Genomic DNA, 16,949 nt, shown 5'->3' on the forward strand with positions numbered 1-16,949 from the left:
GGTATTCCATTTCCGCGATCCTTCACGAGCGGAGATCTGTTCCACAAGCGAGCCGAGGCGGGCGATCAGTGTCGCCCGCGCCGGATGACCTGAGCGGCTCTTGCGAGCCGGTCAGATCACGTAGGATCGGAGAGGCTCGAAGCCGTTGAAGGCGACGGCCGAGTAGGTGGTCGTGTAGGCGCCGGTGCCTTCAATCAGCACCTCGTCGCCGATGGTCAGCGAGAGGGGCAGCGGATACGGCGTCTTCTCGTAGAGCACGTCGGCCGAATCGCACGTCGGGCCGGCGAGCACGCAAGGCGCGGTCTGCGAGCCGTCACGCGGCGTGACGATCGGATAGCGGATCGCCTCGTCCATGGTCTCGGCGAGGCCGCCGAACTTGCCGATGTCGAGGAACACCCAGCGCACATTGTCGTTGTCGGCCTTCTTCGAGATCAGCACGACTTCCGACTTGATGACGCCGGCATTGCCGACCATGCCGCGGCCCGGCTCGATGATCGTCTCGGGCAGCGCGTTGCCGAAATGCTTGCGCAGCGCCGAGAAGATCGCCCGTCCATAGGCCTGCGCCGCCGGCACGTCCTTGAGGTAACGGGTCGGGAAACCGCCGCCCATGTTGACCATCTTCAAGACGATGCCTTCCTCGGCGAGCGTGGCGAACACCTTCTTGGCGTCGCCCAGCGCGCGGTCCCAGGCCGAGAGATCGGTCTGCTGCGAGCCGACATGGAACGACACGCCATAGGCGTCGAGGCCAAGGCCCTTGGCATGGCGCAGCACGTCGACGGCCATCGCCGGCACGCAGCCGAACTTGCGCGACAGCGGCCATTCGGCACCCTCGCCGTCGGTAAGCACGCGGCAGAACACGCGCGAGCCGGGGGCGGCGCGGGCGATCTTTTCGACCTCCTCGACGCAGTCCACAGCGTAGAGGCGGATGCCGAGCTGATAGGCGCGCGCAATGTCGCGCTCCTTCTTGATGGTGTTGCCGAAGGAAATGCGGTCGGCCGGCGCGCCGGCATCCATCGCCATCTCGACTTCGGCAACCGATGCGGTGTCGAAGGACGAGCCCATCGCAGCAAGCAGGCGCAGGATCTCCGGCGCCGGGTTTGCTTTCACCGCATAGTAGATCTTGGAATCGGGCAACGCCTTCTCGAAGGCGCGGAAATTGTCGCGCACGACATCGAGGTCGACGACGAGGCACGGGCCGTTCGGACGTCGGGTGGCGAGAAAGTCAAGGATGCGCTGGGTGGCCATCGAGGTCTCTCCATTGGCGCCTTTCGGCGCGCACAAAGGCTGCGGGACGCGGGCGCTCAGCCTCGCGAACTCGCGGTGGACAAAGGCGGGACGAAAAATCCATGGAACCAGCCGGTGGAGACCCCGGAACCATGAATCGCCGTCTCGCGGCGGTGAACCTGGCCTTGCCCGGCCTCGGTTCGCTTTGTCTGCCTTGGCTTGGATGGGAGGACCCCGTCCGCACTACAGGCAATGAAGGTGTGCCTCTTCAGTAACCCCGGTCTTTGGACGACCGGCAGACACCAGAAAGGCCCGCACCGTCGTTGCTTCAAGGTGTCCTCGGTCTTGTGGTTGGCCACTGACCGACTGGAGGGGTTGGCTCCAGTTACCTTACCGATTGCCCTCACCATTCGAGGATCGGCGGACACCCACAGGCACGTGCGACTTTGGGCAAGCGCGATATAAGAGCGAAGGGTTTCACAATCAATAAAAATCGTAGGCGCCGGTTGTAAAAATTCCTGCATCGAACAATGTTTGTGGACTGTATCCGGAAATCGAACGATGCCAGGAACCCACGGCCCTCTCAACGCCTTCCTCGATCTGCGCCAAATGCCTGTGGCACATGCGGAAATAGGCCCGCTTGCCGGCCTGCGCCTGGCCGTCAAGGACATTTACGATGTCGCCGGCTACCGCACCGGCTGCGGCAACCCGCGCAAGTTCGAGCAGGCTCACGCCGCCTCGCAGACGGCCGAGGCCGTGCAGATGATTCTCGATGCCGGCGCGCGGTTCGTCGGCAAGACGCAGACCGACGAGCTCGCCTTCTCGCTGTTCGGCCAGAATTCGCATTTCGCGTTTCCAGTGAACGCGGCCGCCCCGGACCGCGTGACCGGCGGCTCTTCCTCCGGTTCGGCCGCGGCGGTCGCCGGCGGCCTTGCCGACATCGCCATCGGCTCCGACACCGGCGGCTCGATCCGCGCGCCGGCGAGCTTCTGCGGTCTGATCGGGCTGCGCACCAGCCATGGGCGGATCTCGCTCGACGGCGCGATGAAGCTCGCGCCGAGCTTCGACACCTTCGGCTGGTTCGCCGACGATATCGAAACCTATGAGGCGGTCGGCAAGCTTCTGCTCGGGCGCGATCCGCACCAGCATCCGCTCAACCGCCCGCTGTCGATCGGCTGGCTCGATACCTTTGTCTCCGGACCGACGGAAGCCGCCGAATATGCGCGGATGAAGACTTTGGCTACCGGCGTCGTCGGCGCGTCGACCGAAACCGAATACACCTTCGCCTCTCTCCCCGACGACCTCTATTGGTGCTTTCGCCGGCTGCAGGCTTACGAGGCCTGGCAGGTGCATGGCGGCTGGATCTCGGCAGGCAACCATGGCCTCGGCCCAGGCGTTGACGAGCGTTTCGGCTTCGGCCGCACGATCGATGCCGGCACGGTTGCCGCCGAGCGGGAACGCCGGCAGGCCTTCCGGTCCGAGCTCAGCGCGCTGCTCGGCGACAACGGCTTTCTCGTTCTGCCGACGGTTCCTGGCGCGGCGCCGCTGAAGACCAGCACGCCGCAACAGTTCCAGGCCTATCGCGAAAGGGCGCTGCATCTTTTGTGCCTGGCCGGACTGTCGGGTTTCCCGCAGATCACCCTGCCGCTCGGCTCCGTCGACGCCGCGCCCTTCGGCCTGTCGCTGCTCGGCCCTTCCGGCAGCGACGTCGCCCTGATACGGCTCGGCCGCCGGATTCTCGACGCGGCACGAAAGGTCTGACCATGGATACATTGACCCGCATGCGCGCCTTCATCGACGTGGTCGAGGCCGAAGGCTTTTCGGCCGCCGCGCGCAAGATCGGCCGCTCGAAGGCGCTCTTGTCGAAATATGTGCGTGAGCTGGAGGACGAGCTCGGCGCGCTGTTGTTGAACCGCACGACGCGCCAATTCTCGCTGACCGAAGCCGGCCACACCTATTATCAGCGCGCCTCCGAAATCGTGCGCGAGGTCGACAGCCTGGCCGATGCCGTGCGCGAATCCTCCGGCGACGTGCGCGGCCGCATCAAGCTCTCGGCGGCGCGCACCTTCGCCGACGCGCCGATCGGACAGTCGCTGATCGACTTTGCCAAGCAGCATCCCGACATCGTGCTCGACATCCATCTCGACGACCGCTTCGTCGACCTGGTCGAGGAAGGTTTCGATGTCGCCGTGCGCATTTCGCGGCTGGAGAACTCGTCGCTGATCGCGCGGCGCCTGGGACCGTTTTCAATCAAGCTTTGCGCGTCGCCGGAGCTGCTTGCAAGGCACGGCACGCCGACGCGTCCGCAGGACCTCTCCAACATGCCCTGCATCGTCGACACCAACGGGCGTTCTTTAGCCAACTGGCGCTTCAAGGGCGACGGCGAGGATTCGGTGAGCGTCACCGTGTCGGGTCCGATCGAGGTGAACAGCCCGATGGCGGCGAGAGCCGCCGCCGTCTCGGGTCTGGGCTTCACGATCCTGCCGGATTTCATCGCCGCGCCCGATCTCGCGAGCGGCCAGCTGGTAAGCGTGCTCGACGAGCGCATTCTCTCGGGCAGCGGCATCTTCGCGGTCTATCCGCACCGCCGCTATTTGCCCGCCAAGGTCCGTGTCTTCGTCGATTTCCTGGTGCACTGGTTCAGGACGCGCGACGCGGCCTGATGCATGTCGCCCGGAAGTAGCAGCCCTGGGGCAACGGCAGGCATCAAAACGGACCAAATGCATGTCGCCCAAAAGTGCGCAGCGGTTTTGGGAGAACGACATGCATCAAAACGGACCCAAGGCGCGTGTCCCAATTTCGCCCCCTTTCTGGTAACTGTCGGAGCACTCCCGAAGTCGATGGAATCGCAGCGCAGAATGCACTTGAAACGGCAAGCAACCATGCTGGCTTCGGCCCTTGCAGCAACATTTGCTGGGATCGAGCCAGCCGAGGTACATCCCCATGTCTTTGCCGAAGCCCGCCTCGACGTGATCCTCTCGCCGGATCACCAAAGTGTGAAAGCGCTGCGCCATCTGTGGCGCTTCGACGATCTGTTTTCGAGTACGGTGATGATGGAGTTCGACAAGAACTCCGATCTGAAACTTGACGACAACGAGCTCAAGGAAGTGGCCGACACCGTCCATTCCTCGCTGGCCGAGTTCAACTACTTCCAGCTGGTCACACAGGACGGCAAGGATGTGCCCATGGTCCCGCCGCCGCATCTGATGGCGAATTTCGACAACGACCAGCTGATCATTCTCTTCGAGTCCGAACCGAAGACGCCGATCAAGCTCGCCGGCAAGATCGACATCGGCGTTTACGATCCGACCTTCTACACCGCGATCGACTTCACCGACGACGCCAACCTCACCGTCGAGGGCCTGCCCTCGAACTGCACCAGGACAGTGATCCGTCCCGATCCGGACGAGGCGATCAAGGAAAACCAGAAGACCCTGACGGAAGCGTTCTTCAACGATCCGACGGGCACCGACATGAGCAAGATCTTCGCCACCAAGCTCGAACTGAATTGTCCGCCCGAAGGATAACCGGTGATGAAACCGTCGCTGCGCTTGGCGCTGGGCCTTTTGGCCGCCACCCTGGTGATGACGCATCTGCCCGGCGTCGCCCATGCCCAGAGCTCGCTCGGCATCGGCACCAATGACGGCGTGGCGCCGAGCGCCTCCGGCCCGTTCGCCCATATCCTGATGTGGATCAATCTGAGGCAACAGGAATTCTATCATTCGCTGGCGGCCGCGATGAAGGCGATGCGCCAGGACGGCAGCAAGCTCTGGCTGCTGGTCGGCCTCTCCTTCGCCTATGGCATCTTCCACGCTGCCGGTCCCGGCCACGGCAAGGCGGTGATCTCGTCCTACATGGTGGCCAATGAAGTGGCGCTAAGGCGCGGCATCATGCTGTCCTTCGTCTCGGCGCTGCTGCAGGGCCTGACCGCGGTCGTCGTCATGATGCTCGCCTATTTCGTGCTGCGCGGCACGGCGATATCAATGACCGATGCGGCATGGTTCCTTGAAATCTCGAGCTATGTGCTGGTGACCCTGTTCGGCGCCTGGCTTTTGTGGCGCAAGCTCGGCCCGTCGATCCTGCGCCTGTTCGGCAGAGCCCCCGCCTACAGCCTGTCGGCCGCCCATGCCGGCCATTCGCATGGTGGGCACGCCGGGCATTCGCACGCGCATTCCCATGCTCATTCGCATTCAACGCATGCTCATGCGGCGGATTCCCATGCGCTGCACGCGCATCACGACCATGCGGCGCATTCGCATTCGCATGCGCACAACCACGATCATGGCGCGCATGACCACCATCACGACCACGCGGCGCACGATCATGATCACGGGCATCACGACCATGGTCCCGGCGAAGTCTGCGAGACCTGCGGCCATTCGCACGCGCCGGATCCGGCGCTGCTTTCGGGCGACCGCTTCGACTGGAAGACCGCTTGGTCGGCGGTGGCCGCTGTCGGTATCCGCCCCTGCTCAGGCGCGCTGATCGTGCTGAGCTTCGCGCTCCTCAATGGGCTCTGGATGGGCGGCCTGCTGTCGGTGCTGGCGATGTCCATCGGCACCGCGATCACCGTCTCGGCGCTGGCGACCATCGCGGTGACAGCCAAGAACTGGGCGGTCTATTTCGCCGGCGACGGACGCATCGGCAACCGCATCCATTCGATCGTCGAGATCGGCGGCGCGGCCTTCATCTTCCTGGTCGGTCTGCTGCTTTTGTCGGCCGGCCTGACAGGCGGCGCCTGAAGCCGGTCGAACCGTCAGGAGATCTTCCCACCAAGCTCGTCTTCGATATGAGCGCGGATGATCTCGTCGAAATTCTTCTCGGCGACAAAACCCAGTTCCCTCGCGCGTCTTGCCTCGAACCGCGTCGGCCAGCCCTTGACGATCGCCCAGATCGTTTCGTCGAGCTGCTCGCGAATCCGCGCCGTCACTTCGGCGCCGGCGATGCGCTCGAGCGCTTCGATCTGCTCGCCGACGGTGACGGCGACGCCCGGCATGGTGAGATTGCGGCGTGGGCCGACCTTGTTGCCGTCGATTTCGGCCGCATGGATCAGGAAATTCACCGCCGAGCGCGGGCTGGCATGGGTGTGCAGCACCGAGCGCGGCACGGGCAGGATGGCCTCCTGGCCGCTGAGCGGCTCGCGGATGATGCCGGAGAAGAAGCTCGAGGCCGCCTTGTTCGGCTTACCCGGCCGCACGCAAATGGTCGGCAACCGGATGCCGACGCCGTCGAAGAAGCCGCGCCGCGTATAGTCGGCGAGCAGAAGTTCAGTCATCAGCTTCTGCGTGCCGTATGAGGTGAGCGGCGTCGGGTGGAACTCGTCCGGGATGACATCCGGAAACGGCGCGCCAAACACGGCGATCGACGAGGTGAAGACGAGGCGCGGCGCAAACGCCGCCAGCCGCACCGCGTCGAACAGCACGCGCGTGCCGTCGAGATTGACGCGGTAGCCGAGGTCGAAATTGGCTTCCGCCTCGCCCGAGACGATGCCGGCAAGATGGAAGATCACATCCGGACGGGAGGCAACCAGCGTGCCCGCCGCGCCGGGCGCCGAAAGGTCGCCGGTGTGGATCGAGACGTCGACGCCCGGAAGCACCGGCGCCTGCGCCGGCACGATATCGTGCAGATCGAGCGCCGTGATTTTGCGCCCGCGCAGAACGCCGTCCTTGGCCAGCCGCGCGATCAGCTTGCGGCCCACCATGCCGGCGGCGCCCGTGATCAGAATTCTCATCTTTATAGACCCTTCTTGCGCTGGCTGCGCCCGCGCAGCCAAAGGACGACGAACAGCCCCACCATGAAGATCGCGGCGATGATAGCCGCAAGCACCGTCGAGACCTTGCCGACGGCCAGCATGATGGTCGGCAGGAAATAGGCTGCAAGGCCGAACAGCAGCAGTATCCAGGCCGCGGCGATCGCCGCGTTGCGGGTCTCGCGATCCATCAGCACGCGTCCCTTGGTCCGAAGCCGTAGAAATTCATCACAAGCCACATCAGTGATAGTGGCGCCGATCACGAGGCGCCTCATGCGCATGGTCGTGGCCATGGTGATGATCATGCTCGTCATGGCTGTCGGCGCAATGCCCGAATTCAGGCTCGACGGTCGCGTGGTCGATGCCGTGCTCGGCGGCGAGCCGCTTCTTTATCGCGCTCACCGCCATATGCGGATCGACGCCGTCATTCAGGCAGGCGTGCAGCGTCGCCATATTGCTGGTGCCGTCGAGCGACCAGACATGCATGTGATGCACTTCGCGCACGCCCTTGACCGTGGCTTCCAGATCCTTGGCGATCAGGTCGCGGTCGAGGCTTGCGGGCACGCCTTCGAGCAGCACATGCGCGGCCTCGCGCATCAGCGACCACGCCGTGGACAGGATCAATAGCGACACCAGGACGGAGAGGATCGGATCGATCGGCGTCCATCCTGTCGCCAGGATGATGACGGCAGCCACGATGGCCGCGGCCGAGCCCAGCAGGTCGCCCAGCACATGTAGGATGGCGCCGCGCATGTTCAGGCTCTCGCGGTCGCCGCCATGCAGCACGAAGAAGGCGGCGATGTTGACCAGCAGGCCTGCCACCGCCACCACCAGCATCGGCCCGCCCAGCACCGGCGCCGGGTGTATCAGCCGGCCCCAGGCCTCGTAGACGATCCACAGCGCGATGACGAAAATGGCGATGCCGTTGGTGTAGGCAACCAGGGTCTTCACCCGTGCGAAGCCGTAGGTAAGACGGCCGGTGGCGGGACGTCCGGTGAGATGGAAGGCGTACCAGGCAAGGCCGAGCGCGATCGAATCGGCGAGCATATGGCCGGCATCCGCGAGCAGCGCCAGCGAGCCGGTGAGCAGGCCGCCGAGCGCCTCCGCGATCATGAATCCGCCGGTCAGGCAGGCCGCGATCAGCACCCGTTTCTTGTCGGTCGACCCATGCACGTGGCCGGCGCCGTGGCTGTGTCCATGCGCGGCGTGATCATGTGCCATCCTGGCAACTCCTATTTACCGACCATGATCTTGTCCGAACCGGCTTCCCGCCTTTCGAGATCATGGTCTACGCGCCGAACTCGGCGCGGAAATCCTCGAGCCGCCGCTTCTGGCGGCCTTCGTCATCGAAATTCGCCGGATCGAGCCAAGCCTCGTAGGCCTTGCGCAAGGCCGGCCACTCCTTGTCGATGATCGAATACCACGCCGTATCGCGGTTTTCGCCCTTTACCACAAGATGCTGGCGGAAAATGCCTTCGAACTTGAAGCCGAAGCGTTCGGCCGCGCGCTTGGACGGCTCGTTGCGGTTGTTGCATTTCCATTCATAGCGGCGATAGCCGAGCTCGTCGAAGGCGTATTTCGTGAACAGGAACTGCGCCTCGGTCGCCTGCGGCTTGCGCGAGATCAGCGGCCCCCAATAGATGTTGCCGATCTCGATGACGCCGTTGGCGGCATCGATACGCATCAGCGTCTGGCGGCCGGCGACCTTGCCGCTCGCCTTGTCAATGACGGCGAAGAACAGCGGATCCTCGCTCGCCTCGACCTTGTCCAGCCACGGCTGGAAGGCGGCGCGGGTTTCCGGCGGATAGTCCGGCAGCCAGGCGAAGCGGCCGCCGGCATCCGGCACCGACGACGCCTCGTAGAGCCCGTCGCCGTGCTTTGCCGCGCTCAGCGGCTCGAGCCGGACAGTGCGGCCTTCGAGCGCCTTGCGTTCGGGCCGCGGGCGTGGCTGCCAACTTTTCAGATTTTCCGACACCGAAGCTCCAATCCGTTTGACTTTTCCCAGCGGACGCTCACAAAAACGCTCGCCTACAGAAAGAACCACAGGGACGGGAAAAATGCTCCACACGATCGCGGCCTTCGACCGTCTCGGCGAGGAAAATGCCTTCGCGGTGCTGGCGCGGGCCACAGCGCTCGCCCATCAGGGCCGCGACATCATCAACCTCGGCATCGGCCAGCCCGACTTCAAGACGCCGCAGCACATCGTCGAGGCGGCGATCAAGGCGCTGCGCGACGGTCACCATGGCTACACCCCGGCCAACGGGCTGCTGGCCACGCGCGAGGCGGTGGTGCGCCGCACGCTGACCACCACCGGCGTCGAGGTGTCGCCCGAAAACGTGATGATCCTGCCCGGCGGCAAGCCGACCATGTTCGCCGCGATCCTGATGTTCGGCGAGCCGGGCGCGGAAATACTTTATCCGGACCCCGGCTTCCCGATCTATCGTTCGATGATCGAGTTCACTGGCGCGGCGCCTGTTCCGGTGCCGATCCGCGAGGAGAACGGCTTTGCCTTCTCGGCGGAAGAGACGCTGGCGCTGATCACCCCGAAGACCAGGCTCCTGATCCTCAACTCGCCGGCCAACCCGACCGGCGGCGTCACTCCGCGCGCCGAGATCGAGAAGCTGGTCAAAGGGCTCGCGAAGCACCCTGAGGTCGCGATCCTCTCCGACGAGATCTACGACGTCATGACCTATGACGGCGAGACGCATTGCTCGCTGCTCAATTTCCCGGAAATCCGCGACAGGCTGATCGTGCTCAACGGCTGGTCGAAGACCTGGGCGATGACCGGCTGGCGCATGGGCTGGTCGATCTGGCCGAACGGCGAAAAGGGCGCTCACCTCTACGACAAGGTGCGCAAGCTGGCGGTCAACTGCTGGTCCTGCGTCAACGCACCGAGCCAGTATGCCGGCATCGCCGCGATAGACGGCCCGCAGGACGACGTCGAAAAGATGATGCGCGCCTTCGACAACCGCCGCAAGATCGTGGTCGAGGGTCTGAACGCGCTTCCCGGCATTTCCTGCATCACGCCGAAGGGTGCCTTCTATGCCTTCCCCAACGTGTCGAAGACCGGCTGGAAGGCCAAGAAGCTGGCTTCCGCGCTGTTGGAGGATGCCGGCGTCGCGCTGATCGGCGGCCCCGATTTCGGCGTGCTCGGCGAAGGCTATGTCAGGCTGTCCTACGCCAACTCCGAGGAGAACATCCTGCGCGCGCTGGAACGGATCGAGGCGTTCCTGGCGAAGTGACCCCCTCATCCGGCCGCTTCGCGGCCACCTTCTCCCCGCTGGGGAGAAGAGGAGAGCGTCAGCGCTGGCAACCCCCTCTCCCCTCGGGGAGAGGTCGGGTTGCCCCGAATTGCCCTTCGCAATTCCGGTGAGGGAGCATTGGCGCTAACCTCTGCCGACAAACGGCATCTTCGTCGCCATCACGGTCATGAACAGCACATTGGCGTCGAGCGGCAGGCTCGCCATGTGGAGCACCGCATCTGCCACGCGCTGGACGTCCATCACGCCTTCGGCAGCGATCGAGCCGTTGGCCTGTGGCACGCCGACGGTCATCGGCTGCGCCATCTCGGTCAGCGCGTTGCCGATGTCGATCTGGCCGCAGGCGATGTCGAAGGGCCGGCCATCGAGCGCCAGCGTCTTGGTCAGGCCGGTGATGGCATGCTTGGTCGCCGTATAGGGCACCGAACCCGGGCGCGGCGCATAGGCCGACACCGAGCCGTTGTTGATGATGCGGCCGCCCATCGGCTTCTGCCGGCGCATGACGCCGAAGGCGGCGCGGGCGCACAGGAACGAGCCGGTGAGGTTGACGCCGACGACATCGTTCCAGATCTCGACCGGGATCTCGTCGATCAGCGTCGACTTGTAGCCCATGCCGGCATTGTTGAAGAGCAGGTCGACGCGCCCGAACGCCTCCACCACCGTCTCGAACATGTCGTCGACCTCGCCGGCCTTGCTGATGTCGCAGGCTACCGCGAGCGCCTTGGCGCTCGTCTTTCCGGCTTCGGCGATCGCCTCTTCCAGCACCTTCTTGCGCCGGCCGCAGAAGACGGTGTTCCAGCCGGCCTTGAGGAGCGCGGTGGCGACGCTCTTGCCGATGCCGGTGCCGGCGCCGGTAACGATGGCGGTTTTCTCAGTCATGGCGGTCATCGTCGTCCCTCCCCGGTCACTGCTGGAAGAAGACGTGGCATCGCAAAAGATGGGAAGCGTGGCAAGCGGCTATTGTCGGCAAGAAGGCAGAGCCGACAAAAAGGGCGGTCATTGGCGACCGCCCCTCATCTGAACCGCGCTTGGGAGGAGGATAAGCCGGTCCGACCGCTAGAATGATGCGCTTGCTGGGTTAACGAAAGATTAACGATCGGCAGCACGCCACAGGCGCGTTTACCAACCCGATTCGCTAGTGCGGATCGGGTGCGGTTCAAGCCGGCGCCTTGGCCGCCGATACGGTCGCCTCGACATGGTCGACCAGCGCGTCCGGCAAGCCGAGGCGGCCGGCGAGCAGGTCGAGATAGCCACGCTCGGTGCGGGTGTCGGGATCGATGGTGAGGCGCGAGGCGGTGTAGAGTTCGAGCTTCTGCGCATCGGTCTTGGCGCCGGCGATCAGCGCGTCGAGGTCGAGCGGGCGCTCGAGTTCGGCCATCAGGAACTTTTCCGCTTCGGCACCGATGCCGGCGAGCTTGAGCTTGTCGGCAATCTTCTGCCGCTCCTCGTCGTCGACATGACCGTCCGCCTTCGCCGCCGAGATCATCGCGCGCACCAGGGTGAGCGTGAATTCGGCCTCGCCTTGCGGTGCCTGCGAGGGATGGAACGCTGTGTCGGCTGGCGGCGGCAGCAGGTCCGGCCCGCTTGCGGCCGGCGCCTCTGCCGGCTCGGCGCCGTTCTTGTAGTTCTGGTAGGCCTTGTAGGCGAGGCCGCCGATCGCGGCCAGGCCGCCGAGCTTGATGGCGGCGCCCGTCACCTGCCGTCCGGTGCCGGTGCCGAGCAACACCGCGGCCAGCGCGCCGGCGGCAAGCGGATTGTCCTTCGCCATCTGCACCGCCTGCCCAGCCTTGTCGCGAACGGTCGATCCCGTGCCGGGAATTTGCGAGCCGAGAAGGTCGTCGAGCAGCTTCTTGGGGTCGAGCATCAATGCCTCCAGAATTGGCCCGGCCGAATGCGCCCGGGCGGGTTTCGGACCGGCAAGACGTAGGCCCCGCGCGTTGACATTACAATGACGGGCGGATGTTTTAGCCCGCTGCCGGCATCGGAACCGGAGCCGGTGTGTCGAAAGCCACCGGCACTTCAACTAAGATCGCGTGCAGTTTCCGAAGGAGCATTTGAATGTCGGACACAGCCAGCCGCGGACCGGCGCGCGATCCCCAGGATCTCGAGCGCATGCTGATCGAGCGGCAATGGGCCGGCGATATCGAGGGCATGCTGGCGCTTTTCGAGCCCGACGCCGTCGTCGACAGCGGTGCAGGCGAATTGACCCGCGGCCGCGAGGCGATCCGTGCGCTCTTCGAGAAAAGCTCCGCCACGGGTCGCAAGTTCCAGCGCGGCGAGCAGCGCCCTGCCCTCGTCAACGGCAATCTGGCGCTCACCTCGACGAAGTTGCCCGACGGCAGCATCACCAGTGAGGTCGCCCGCCGGCAGGCCGATGGGACGTGGCTCTGGGTGATCGATCGCTATTCGGTGACTTGAGCTTTCGGCGATACGCCTCAGCTTCCGATGTGGCGCCTGGCGCCCCGCGCGTGCGCCAGTTCCACCTGGCGGTGGCGCTCGGCATAGCGGGCGCGGTCCTCTTCCGAGCGCGCCTCGAAGCAATGCGGGCACGAAATGCCGGCCGTGTATTTCGGCGAGAGCCGGTCCTCGACGGTCAGCGGATGCCGACAGGCGCGGCAGAGCTCGGCTTCGCCTTCGGCCAGCCCATGCGACACCGAAACCCGCTCGTCGAAGACGAAGCATTCGCCCTGCCACAGGCTCTCTTCGGCCGGCACCTCTTCGAGATATTTCAGGATACCGCCCTTGAGGTGAAAGACGTCGCTGAAGCCCAGCGACTTTACATAAGCCGTCGCCTTCTCGCAGCGGATGCCGCCGGTGCAGAACATCGCCACCTTGCGGCCTTCGAGCTCGTCGCGGTGCTCTTCGACCCAGGCCGGGAACTCGCGAAAGCTGGCGGTCCTCGGATCGACCGCGCCCTTGAAGGTGCCGATCGAGACTTCGTAGGCGTTGCGTGTGTCGATGACGACGGTATCGGGATCGGCGATCAGCGCATTCCATTCGCCCGGCGCGACATAGGTGCCGGCGCTGGTCGCCGGATCAAGATCATCGACGCCCATGGTGACGATCTCGCGCTTCAGCCGCACCTTCATGCGGTGGAACGGCATGTCGGCGGCGCTGCTGTATTTCACCTCCAGGCCGGCAAGCCCTTCGATCGCCTGGAGGCGGTCGATCAGCGCGGCGATCGCTTCCTCGCTGCCGGCGACCGTTCCGTTGATGCCCTCATGCGCCAGGAGCAGTGTGCCCTTGACGCCGCGCCCGCAACAGAAGGCGGCGAGCGGCGCGCGCAAGGCCTCGTACCCGTCGAGGCGCGCGAATTTGTAGAGCGCGGCGACGCGGACTGGCTGAATTTCTGTGCTTGTTGTCATGGTCATGCCATAGAGCAATTCCAGGAAAAGTGTGTACCGGTTTTCCGTCCGGAATTGCGAGAAAACAACCAGACCGTGGTGAAAGCGGTTTCAAGGCACAGGAACTCGGGGCCGGCCTCGCACGCCATTGCGTGACATCGCGACACGCCTGCCTTCGTGGACTTGGGATACCCCTTCTGCTAATCGGTTGAAATCGATCGGAACGGAGAGACAAGCCAATGACCAGCAAGACCGAAAAGCTCCTGTCGCTCCTCGATGGCCAGCCGGTCATTCCGGTGCTCAAGATCGCCAACGTGGCCGACGCCGTGCCGCTTGCCCGTGCGCTGTCGCGCGGCGGCCTGAGAGCGATCGAGATCACGCTGCGCACCGCCGACGCGCTGGAAGCGATCCGCCGCGTCGCGGCTGAGGTCGAGGACGCTGTCGTCGGCGCCGGCACGATTCTCGATGCCAAGCAATTCGATGAGGCGGCCGCGGCCGGCTCGAAATTCATCGTCAGCCCCGGCATCACCAGCCAGCTTCTCGACGCGGCGAAGGACAGCCCGGTGTCGCTTCTGCCCGGCGCCATCACGCCCGGCGAGATCATGGCCGCGCGCGAGGCCGGCCTGCGCTTCCTGAAATTCTTCCCGGCCGAGCAGTCGGGCGGCATCGCTTCGCTGAAAGCCTTCGCCTCGCCGCTCGCCGACGTGAAGTTCTGCCCGACCGGCGGCATCACGGCCAAGAATGCCGCCGACTATCTCAGCCTGCCCAACGTCATCTGCGTCGGCGGCTCGTGGGTCGCGCCCGACGATCTCATCAAGGCCGGCAAATGGGACGAGATCGAAGCGCTCGCGCGCGAAGCGAGCAAGCTCGCCAAATAATTTACCAGGGCAGCAGACCGTCCTCGTCGAAATAGCCGCCGGTCGGCCCGCTGGCGTCGAGCGTCGCCAGCCGCATCACGATCTCGGCTGCCTGCTGCACCGTGCGGTGACCTTTGTGCCCTGAAATCCGTCGCTGTGTAGCCGGGAGCAGCGGCGTTTGCCGATGACCGTTCCGGAATACGACAAAGTTTAGGCTTGTGTCATGGCGCGCCGGCGCCAACAGGAAACCACGGCCGCCTGCTGGTTCCCGCTCATGGATTCGAACCACGATTCACGCCTTCAAAGGGCGCTGTCCTACCATTAGACGAAGCGGGAGAGCGAGCGGTCAAGGCAAACGCATGAAATGCAAAAACCGCGCTGTTGTCCAACGCGGCTTTTGCGGTACCGGCGGGCTCGTTATTTCGTCTGAAAGCGGGCGACCGAAAGGAACTTCACGGCGTTGCCAGTGAACCGGCTGGCATCCGGCACCTGGGGGTCCGTCTGGAAACCGGCCGTGTAGACCTCGCTCGGCGGCGTGTGCACGATGTTGTAGGCATAGCGCGGCGCCGTCGTCGGATCGGAAACGGTGGCGATGTTCTCGCCGCTGCCGAGCGCCCAGCGCGCAGCCTGCGGCGGCGTCGCCACCACCATCGCCTTAGGCCCTGGCTTCAGGTCGTTGGCGGACGCCCTGGCTTCCTTGCGCGTCGTCTTCACGCCGGCCCCGATCGCCTGTGCCGGATCGGTGCCGGCCGGACGGGCGGCGATGGCTTGACGCGGCGAGGCCGCATCGAGCCCCGACGGATCGTTGAATGCCGAGCGCGGCTCCGGCTCTGACAGCGAAGCGACCTCATATTCGGCCCCGCTCGCGCCGGCCGCGGTGGTTGCACCGGCCGCGGTGGTTGCGCCGGCCGCAGTGGTTGCGTCGGCCGCAGTGGTTGCACTGGCCTGTTCGAGCACCGCCTTGATCTCATCCGGCTTACCCGCGTCGGGGCGCGCGGTCGGCAGCACCGAGAAGGCGTCGGTCGCGCTCTTGTCCTGCGAGGCCGTTTCCGCCAGCGCCAGCAAGACGTTCTTGTCCTTGGTCGCCAATTCGGCCGGCGTCGAGCGGTCGGGACGCCAGGTCGGCAGCGGGATGTTGTTGACCGCCACCTGCGCGGGATCGGCCGCAGCCTGTTGAGCGCCGGCGGCGTCAGCCATGCCGAACGGGACATTGACCGGGGCATGCGCCGTCGCCACTGCCTGCTCGGCCGTGGCCGAGGCGTCGGCCACGGCGAACGGCACGTTTTCAGGTGTCTGCTGGCCGACATCGACCTTCGGCCTCGGCGCGAAGGCGGGCACCGGAATCTCCTTCGGCGGCAGCGCGGCGATAATCGTCTCAGGCGTATCCTGCTGCGGCTGCTGCGAATCGTCCGCGCTGTCATCCGCGATCTGCGGAATGTTGGCGCGCTTGGCGTCCTGCGGCGCGACGACCGCAATGCCCGGCAGGTTGCTGCTCTTGGCCGTCGCAACCTGCTTCACAACCTTCGGCTGGGGCGCGGGTTCGGCACTCGCGACGTCGGCGCTGTCGTCGGCCTCGTCCTCGCCGCCGCCAAAGAGAGCAGCAAGCAGACCACCGGAATGCCTGGTCGAGCCGCCGGCGCTGGCCAGCTCGATGTTGGGGGTGCCGGCGCCCTTGCGCGCCTTGTAGGCGGCCACGGCCTGCTCATAGCCCGGCAGCGGCCGGCCGTCGCTCGGCACATGCAGCGTCTTGCCGTTCGGGAACAGGCTGACCAGTTCCTGGCGGCTGATGCCCGGCCAATGGCGCACATTGCCGACATCCATGTGCACGAAAGGCGAGCCGGAAGTCGGGTAGTAGCCGACGCCGCCGCCCTGCATCTTGAGCCCGATGTTGCGCAGCTTCTTCAGCGGCACGCCGGGAATGTAGAAGTCCATCGCCTTGCCGAGCATGTGCTGGCTCTTCTCGGCGACACCGCGGCTGCGGCTGCGCAGCATCGCGTTGGTGGACGGTGAGCGATAGCCGCAGACGACCTGGATATAATCGGTCGCTCCGCTTTGCCGATAGGCTTCCCAAACCAGATCGAGCAGCCGCGGATCCATCTTGGTCGGCTCGTTGCGGCGCCAGTCGCGCAGGATGATGTTGATTTTGCGCAGGCCTTCCGGATCGTAGCGGCCATTGCGCTTGAAAACGATCTCGGCCTTTTCGTGCGTATGCAGGTGATAGAGCTTCAGCGAACGGATTTCGGCCTTCGCCCCGGAGACGGCTGCAGAGAAGAACCCGACGGCCAAAATCACAAACGTCAGCCACCTTGGCCAGACGCTCATATGAAAATGCCGCCCGTCTGTGTGTCGTTCGACTTGGTTCAAATCAAAAGGCCTTGCAGGCTGCCGTTTGTCCCCGGATTTGCCCAAACGGATGCGTGGTTCTCACATCCGAATATCGATCCTAATGGTTAATCATCGCTTATTGAAGCCGAAATGCGGTAACACCGTGGCGATATCCAGTCAAAAATAATGT

At 64.9% G+C, this 16,949-nt stretch carries 16 protein-coding genes and 1 tRNA gene; 7 read left to right on the forward strand and 10 right to left on the reverse strand.

Annotated features, from left to right (window positions below):
* Nucleotides 1-111 precede the first annotated feature (111 nt).
* Nucleotides 112-1,245 (reverse strand): ornithine/lysine decarboxylase, encoded by a 1,134-nt coding sequence (gene odc2 / locus RFN30_RS17640; protein WP_320263353.1) that lies wholly within the window; start codon nucleotides 1,243-1,245, stop codon nucleotides 112-114.
* Nucleotides 1,246-1,785: 540 nt separating this feature from the next.
* Between odc2 and RFN30_RS17645 the strand changes: the two genes are divergently transcribed.
* The 4 genes from RFN30_RS17645 (at nucleotide 1,786) to RFN30_RS17660 (ending at nucleotide 5,966) form a co-directional block, all read left to right on the forward strand.
* Complete coding sequence (locus RFN30_RS17645; protein ID WP_320263354.1) at nucleotides 1,786-2,985, forward strand: amidase; 1,200 nt, start codon at nucleotides 1,786-1,788, stop codon at nucleotides 2,983-2,985.
* 2 nt (nucleotides 2,986-2,987) lie between these two features.
* A complete protein-coding gene (locus RFN30_RS17650) occupies nucleotides 2,988-3,887 on the forward strand; it encodes a LysR family transcriptional regulator (RefSeq protein ID WP_320263355.1) in 900 nt (299 codons plus the stop codon).
* Between the two features lie 195 nt (nucleotides 3,888-4,082).
* On the forward strand, nucleotides 4,083-4,751 hold the full coding sequence (locus tag RFN30_RS17655) for a DUF1007 family protein (protein WP_320263356.1): 669 nt from the start codon (nucleotides 4,083-4,085) through the stop codon (nucleotides 4,749-4,751).
* Between the two features lie 6 nt (nucleotides 4,752-4,757).
* Nucleotides 4,758-5,966: a nickel/cobalt transporter gene (locus RFN30_RS17660; protein ID WP_320263357.1), complete on the forward strand. Its 1,209-nt coding sequence runs from the start codon at nucleotides 4,758-4,760 to the stop codon at nucleotides 5,964-5,966.
* A gap of 14 nt (nucleotides 5,967-5,980) precedes the next feature.
* On the opposite strand, the gene denD is transcribed toward RFN30_RS17660, so the two are convergent.
* The 4 genes from denD to RFN30_RS17680 all read right to left on the reverse strand — a co-directional run bounded on the left by denD (nucleotide 5,981) and on the right by RFN30_RS17680 (nucleotide 8,948).
* A complete protein-coding gene (denD, locus tag RFN30_RS17665; protein WP_320263358.1) occupies nucleotides 5,981-6,955 on the reverse strand; it encodes a D-erythronate dehydrogenase in 975 nt (324 codons plus the stop codon).
* Between the two features lie 2 nt (nucleotides 6,956-6,957).
* Nucleotides 6,958-7,164, reverse strand: a complete 207-nt coding sequence (locus RFN30_RS17670) for a hypothetical protein (protein ID WP_320263359.1) — start codon at nucleotides 7,162-7,164, stop codon at nucleotides 6,958-6,960.
* A 49-nt stretch (nucleotides 7,165-7,213) separates the two neighbouring features.
* Entirely contained in the window at nucleotides 7,214-8,194 is a 981-nt protein-coding gene (locus tag RFN30_RS17675; RefSeq protein ID WP_320263360.1) for a cation diffusion facilitator family transporter, read from the reverse strand.
* Between the two features lie 67 nt (nucleotides 8,195-8,261).
* Entirely contained in the window at nucleotides 8,262-8,948 is a 687-nt protein-coding gene (locus RFN30_RS17680) for a GNAT family N-acetyltransferase (protein ID WP_320263361.1), read from the reverse strand.
* Between the two features lie 82 nt (nucleotides 8,949-9,030).
* Here RFN30_RS17680 and RFN30_RS17685 point away from each other — a divergent pair, with 82 nt between their 5' ends.
* Nucleotides 9,031-10,215, forward strand: a complete 1,185-nt coding sequence (locus RFN30_RS17685) for a pyridoxal phosphate-dependent aminotransferase (protein ID WP_320263362.1) — start codon at nucleotides 9,031-9,033, stop codon at nucleotides 10,213-10,215.
* 144 nt (nucleotides 10,216-10,359) lie between these two features.
* Here RFN30_RS17685 and RFN30_RS17690 read toward each other — a convergent pair whose 3' ends face one another.
* Nucleotides 10,360-11,112 carry an SDR family oxidoreductase gene (locus RFN30_RS17690; protein WP_320263452.1) on the reverse strand — a complete coding sequence of 251 codons (753 nt, stop codon included), beginning with the start codon at nucleotides 11,110-11,112 and terminating at the stop codon, nucleotides 10,360-10,362.
* A gap of 277 nt (nucleotides 11,113-11,389) precedes the next feature.
* A complete protein-coding gene (locus RFN30_RS17695) occupies nucleotides 11,390-12,097 on the reverse strand; it encodes a tellurite resistance TerB family protein (RefSeq protein ID WP_320263363.1) in 708 nt (235 codons plus the stop codon).
* 194 nt (nucleotides 12,098-12,291) lie between these two features.
* Between RFN30_RS17695 and RFN30_RS17700 the strand changes: the two genes are divergently transcribed.
* The gene (locus tag RFN30_RS17700) at nucleotides 12,292-12,651 is read left to right on the forward strand and encodes a YybH family protein (RefSeq protein WP_320263364.1); all 360 of its coding nucleotides are present in this window, start codon (nucleotides 12,292-12,294) and stop codon (nucleotides 12,649-12,651) included.
* A 17-nt stretch (nucleotides 12,652-12,668) separates the two neighbouring features.
* On the opposite strand, the gene trhO is transcribed toward RFN30_RS17700, so the two are convergent.
* Nucleotides 12,669-13,598 (reverse strand): oxygen-dependent tRNA uridine(34) hydroxylase TrhO, encoded by a 930-nt coding sequence (gene trhO / locus RFN30_RS17705; RefSeq protein WP_320263453.1) that lies wholly within the window; start codon nucleotides 13,596-13,598, stop codon nucleotides 12,669-12,671.
* A 218-nt stretch (nucleotides 13,599-13,816) separates the two neighbouring features.
* Between trhO and RFN30_RS17710 the strand changes: the two genes are divergently transcribed.
* Nucleotides 13,817-14,455, forward strand: a complete 639-nt coding sequence (locus RFN30_RS17710; protein ID WP_320263365.1) for a 2-dehydro-3-deoxy-phosphogluconate aldolase — start codon at nucleotides 13,817-13,819, stop codon at nucleotides 14,453-14,455.
* A gap of 241 nt (nucleotides 14,456-14,696) precedes the next feature.
* On the opposite strand, the gene RFN30_RS17715 is transcribed toward RFN30_RS17710, so the two are convergent.
* Nucleotides 14,697-14,770 (reverse strand) — tRNA-Gln (locus tag RFN30_RS17715).
* Nucleotides 14,771-14,851: 81 nt separating this feature from the next.
* On the reverse strand, nucleotides 14,852-16,756 hold the full coding sequence (locus RFN30_RS17720) for a peptidoglycan L,D-endopeptidase MepK (RefSeq protein ID WP_320263366.1): 1,905 nt from the start codon (nucleotides 16,754-16,756) through the stop codon (nucleotides 14,852-14,854).
* Nucleotides 16,757-16,949: the final 193 nt, after the last annotated feature.

The organism is Mesorhizobium dulcispinae, from assembly GCF_033977345.1.
GTDB classification, from domain to species: domain Bacteria; phylum Pseudomonadota; class Alphaproteobacteria; order Rhizobiales; family Rhizobiaceae; genus Mesorhizobium; species Mesorhizobium dulcispinae.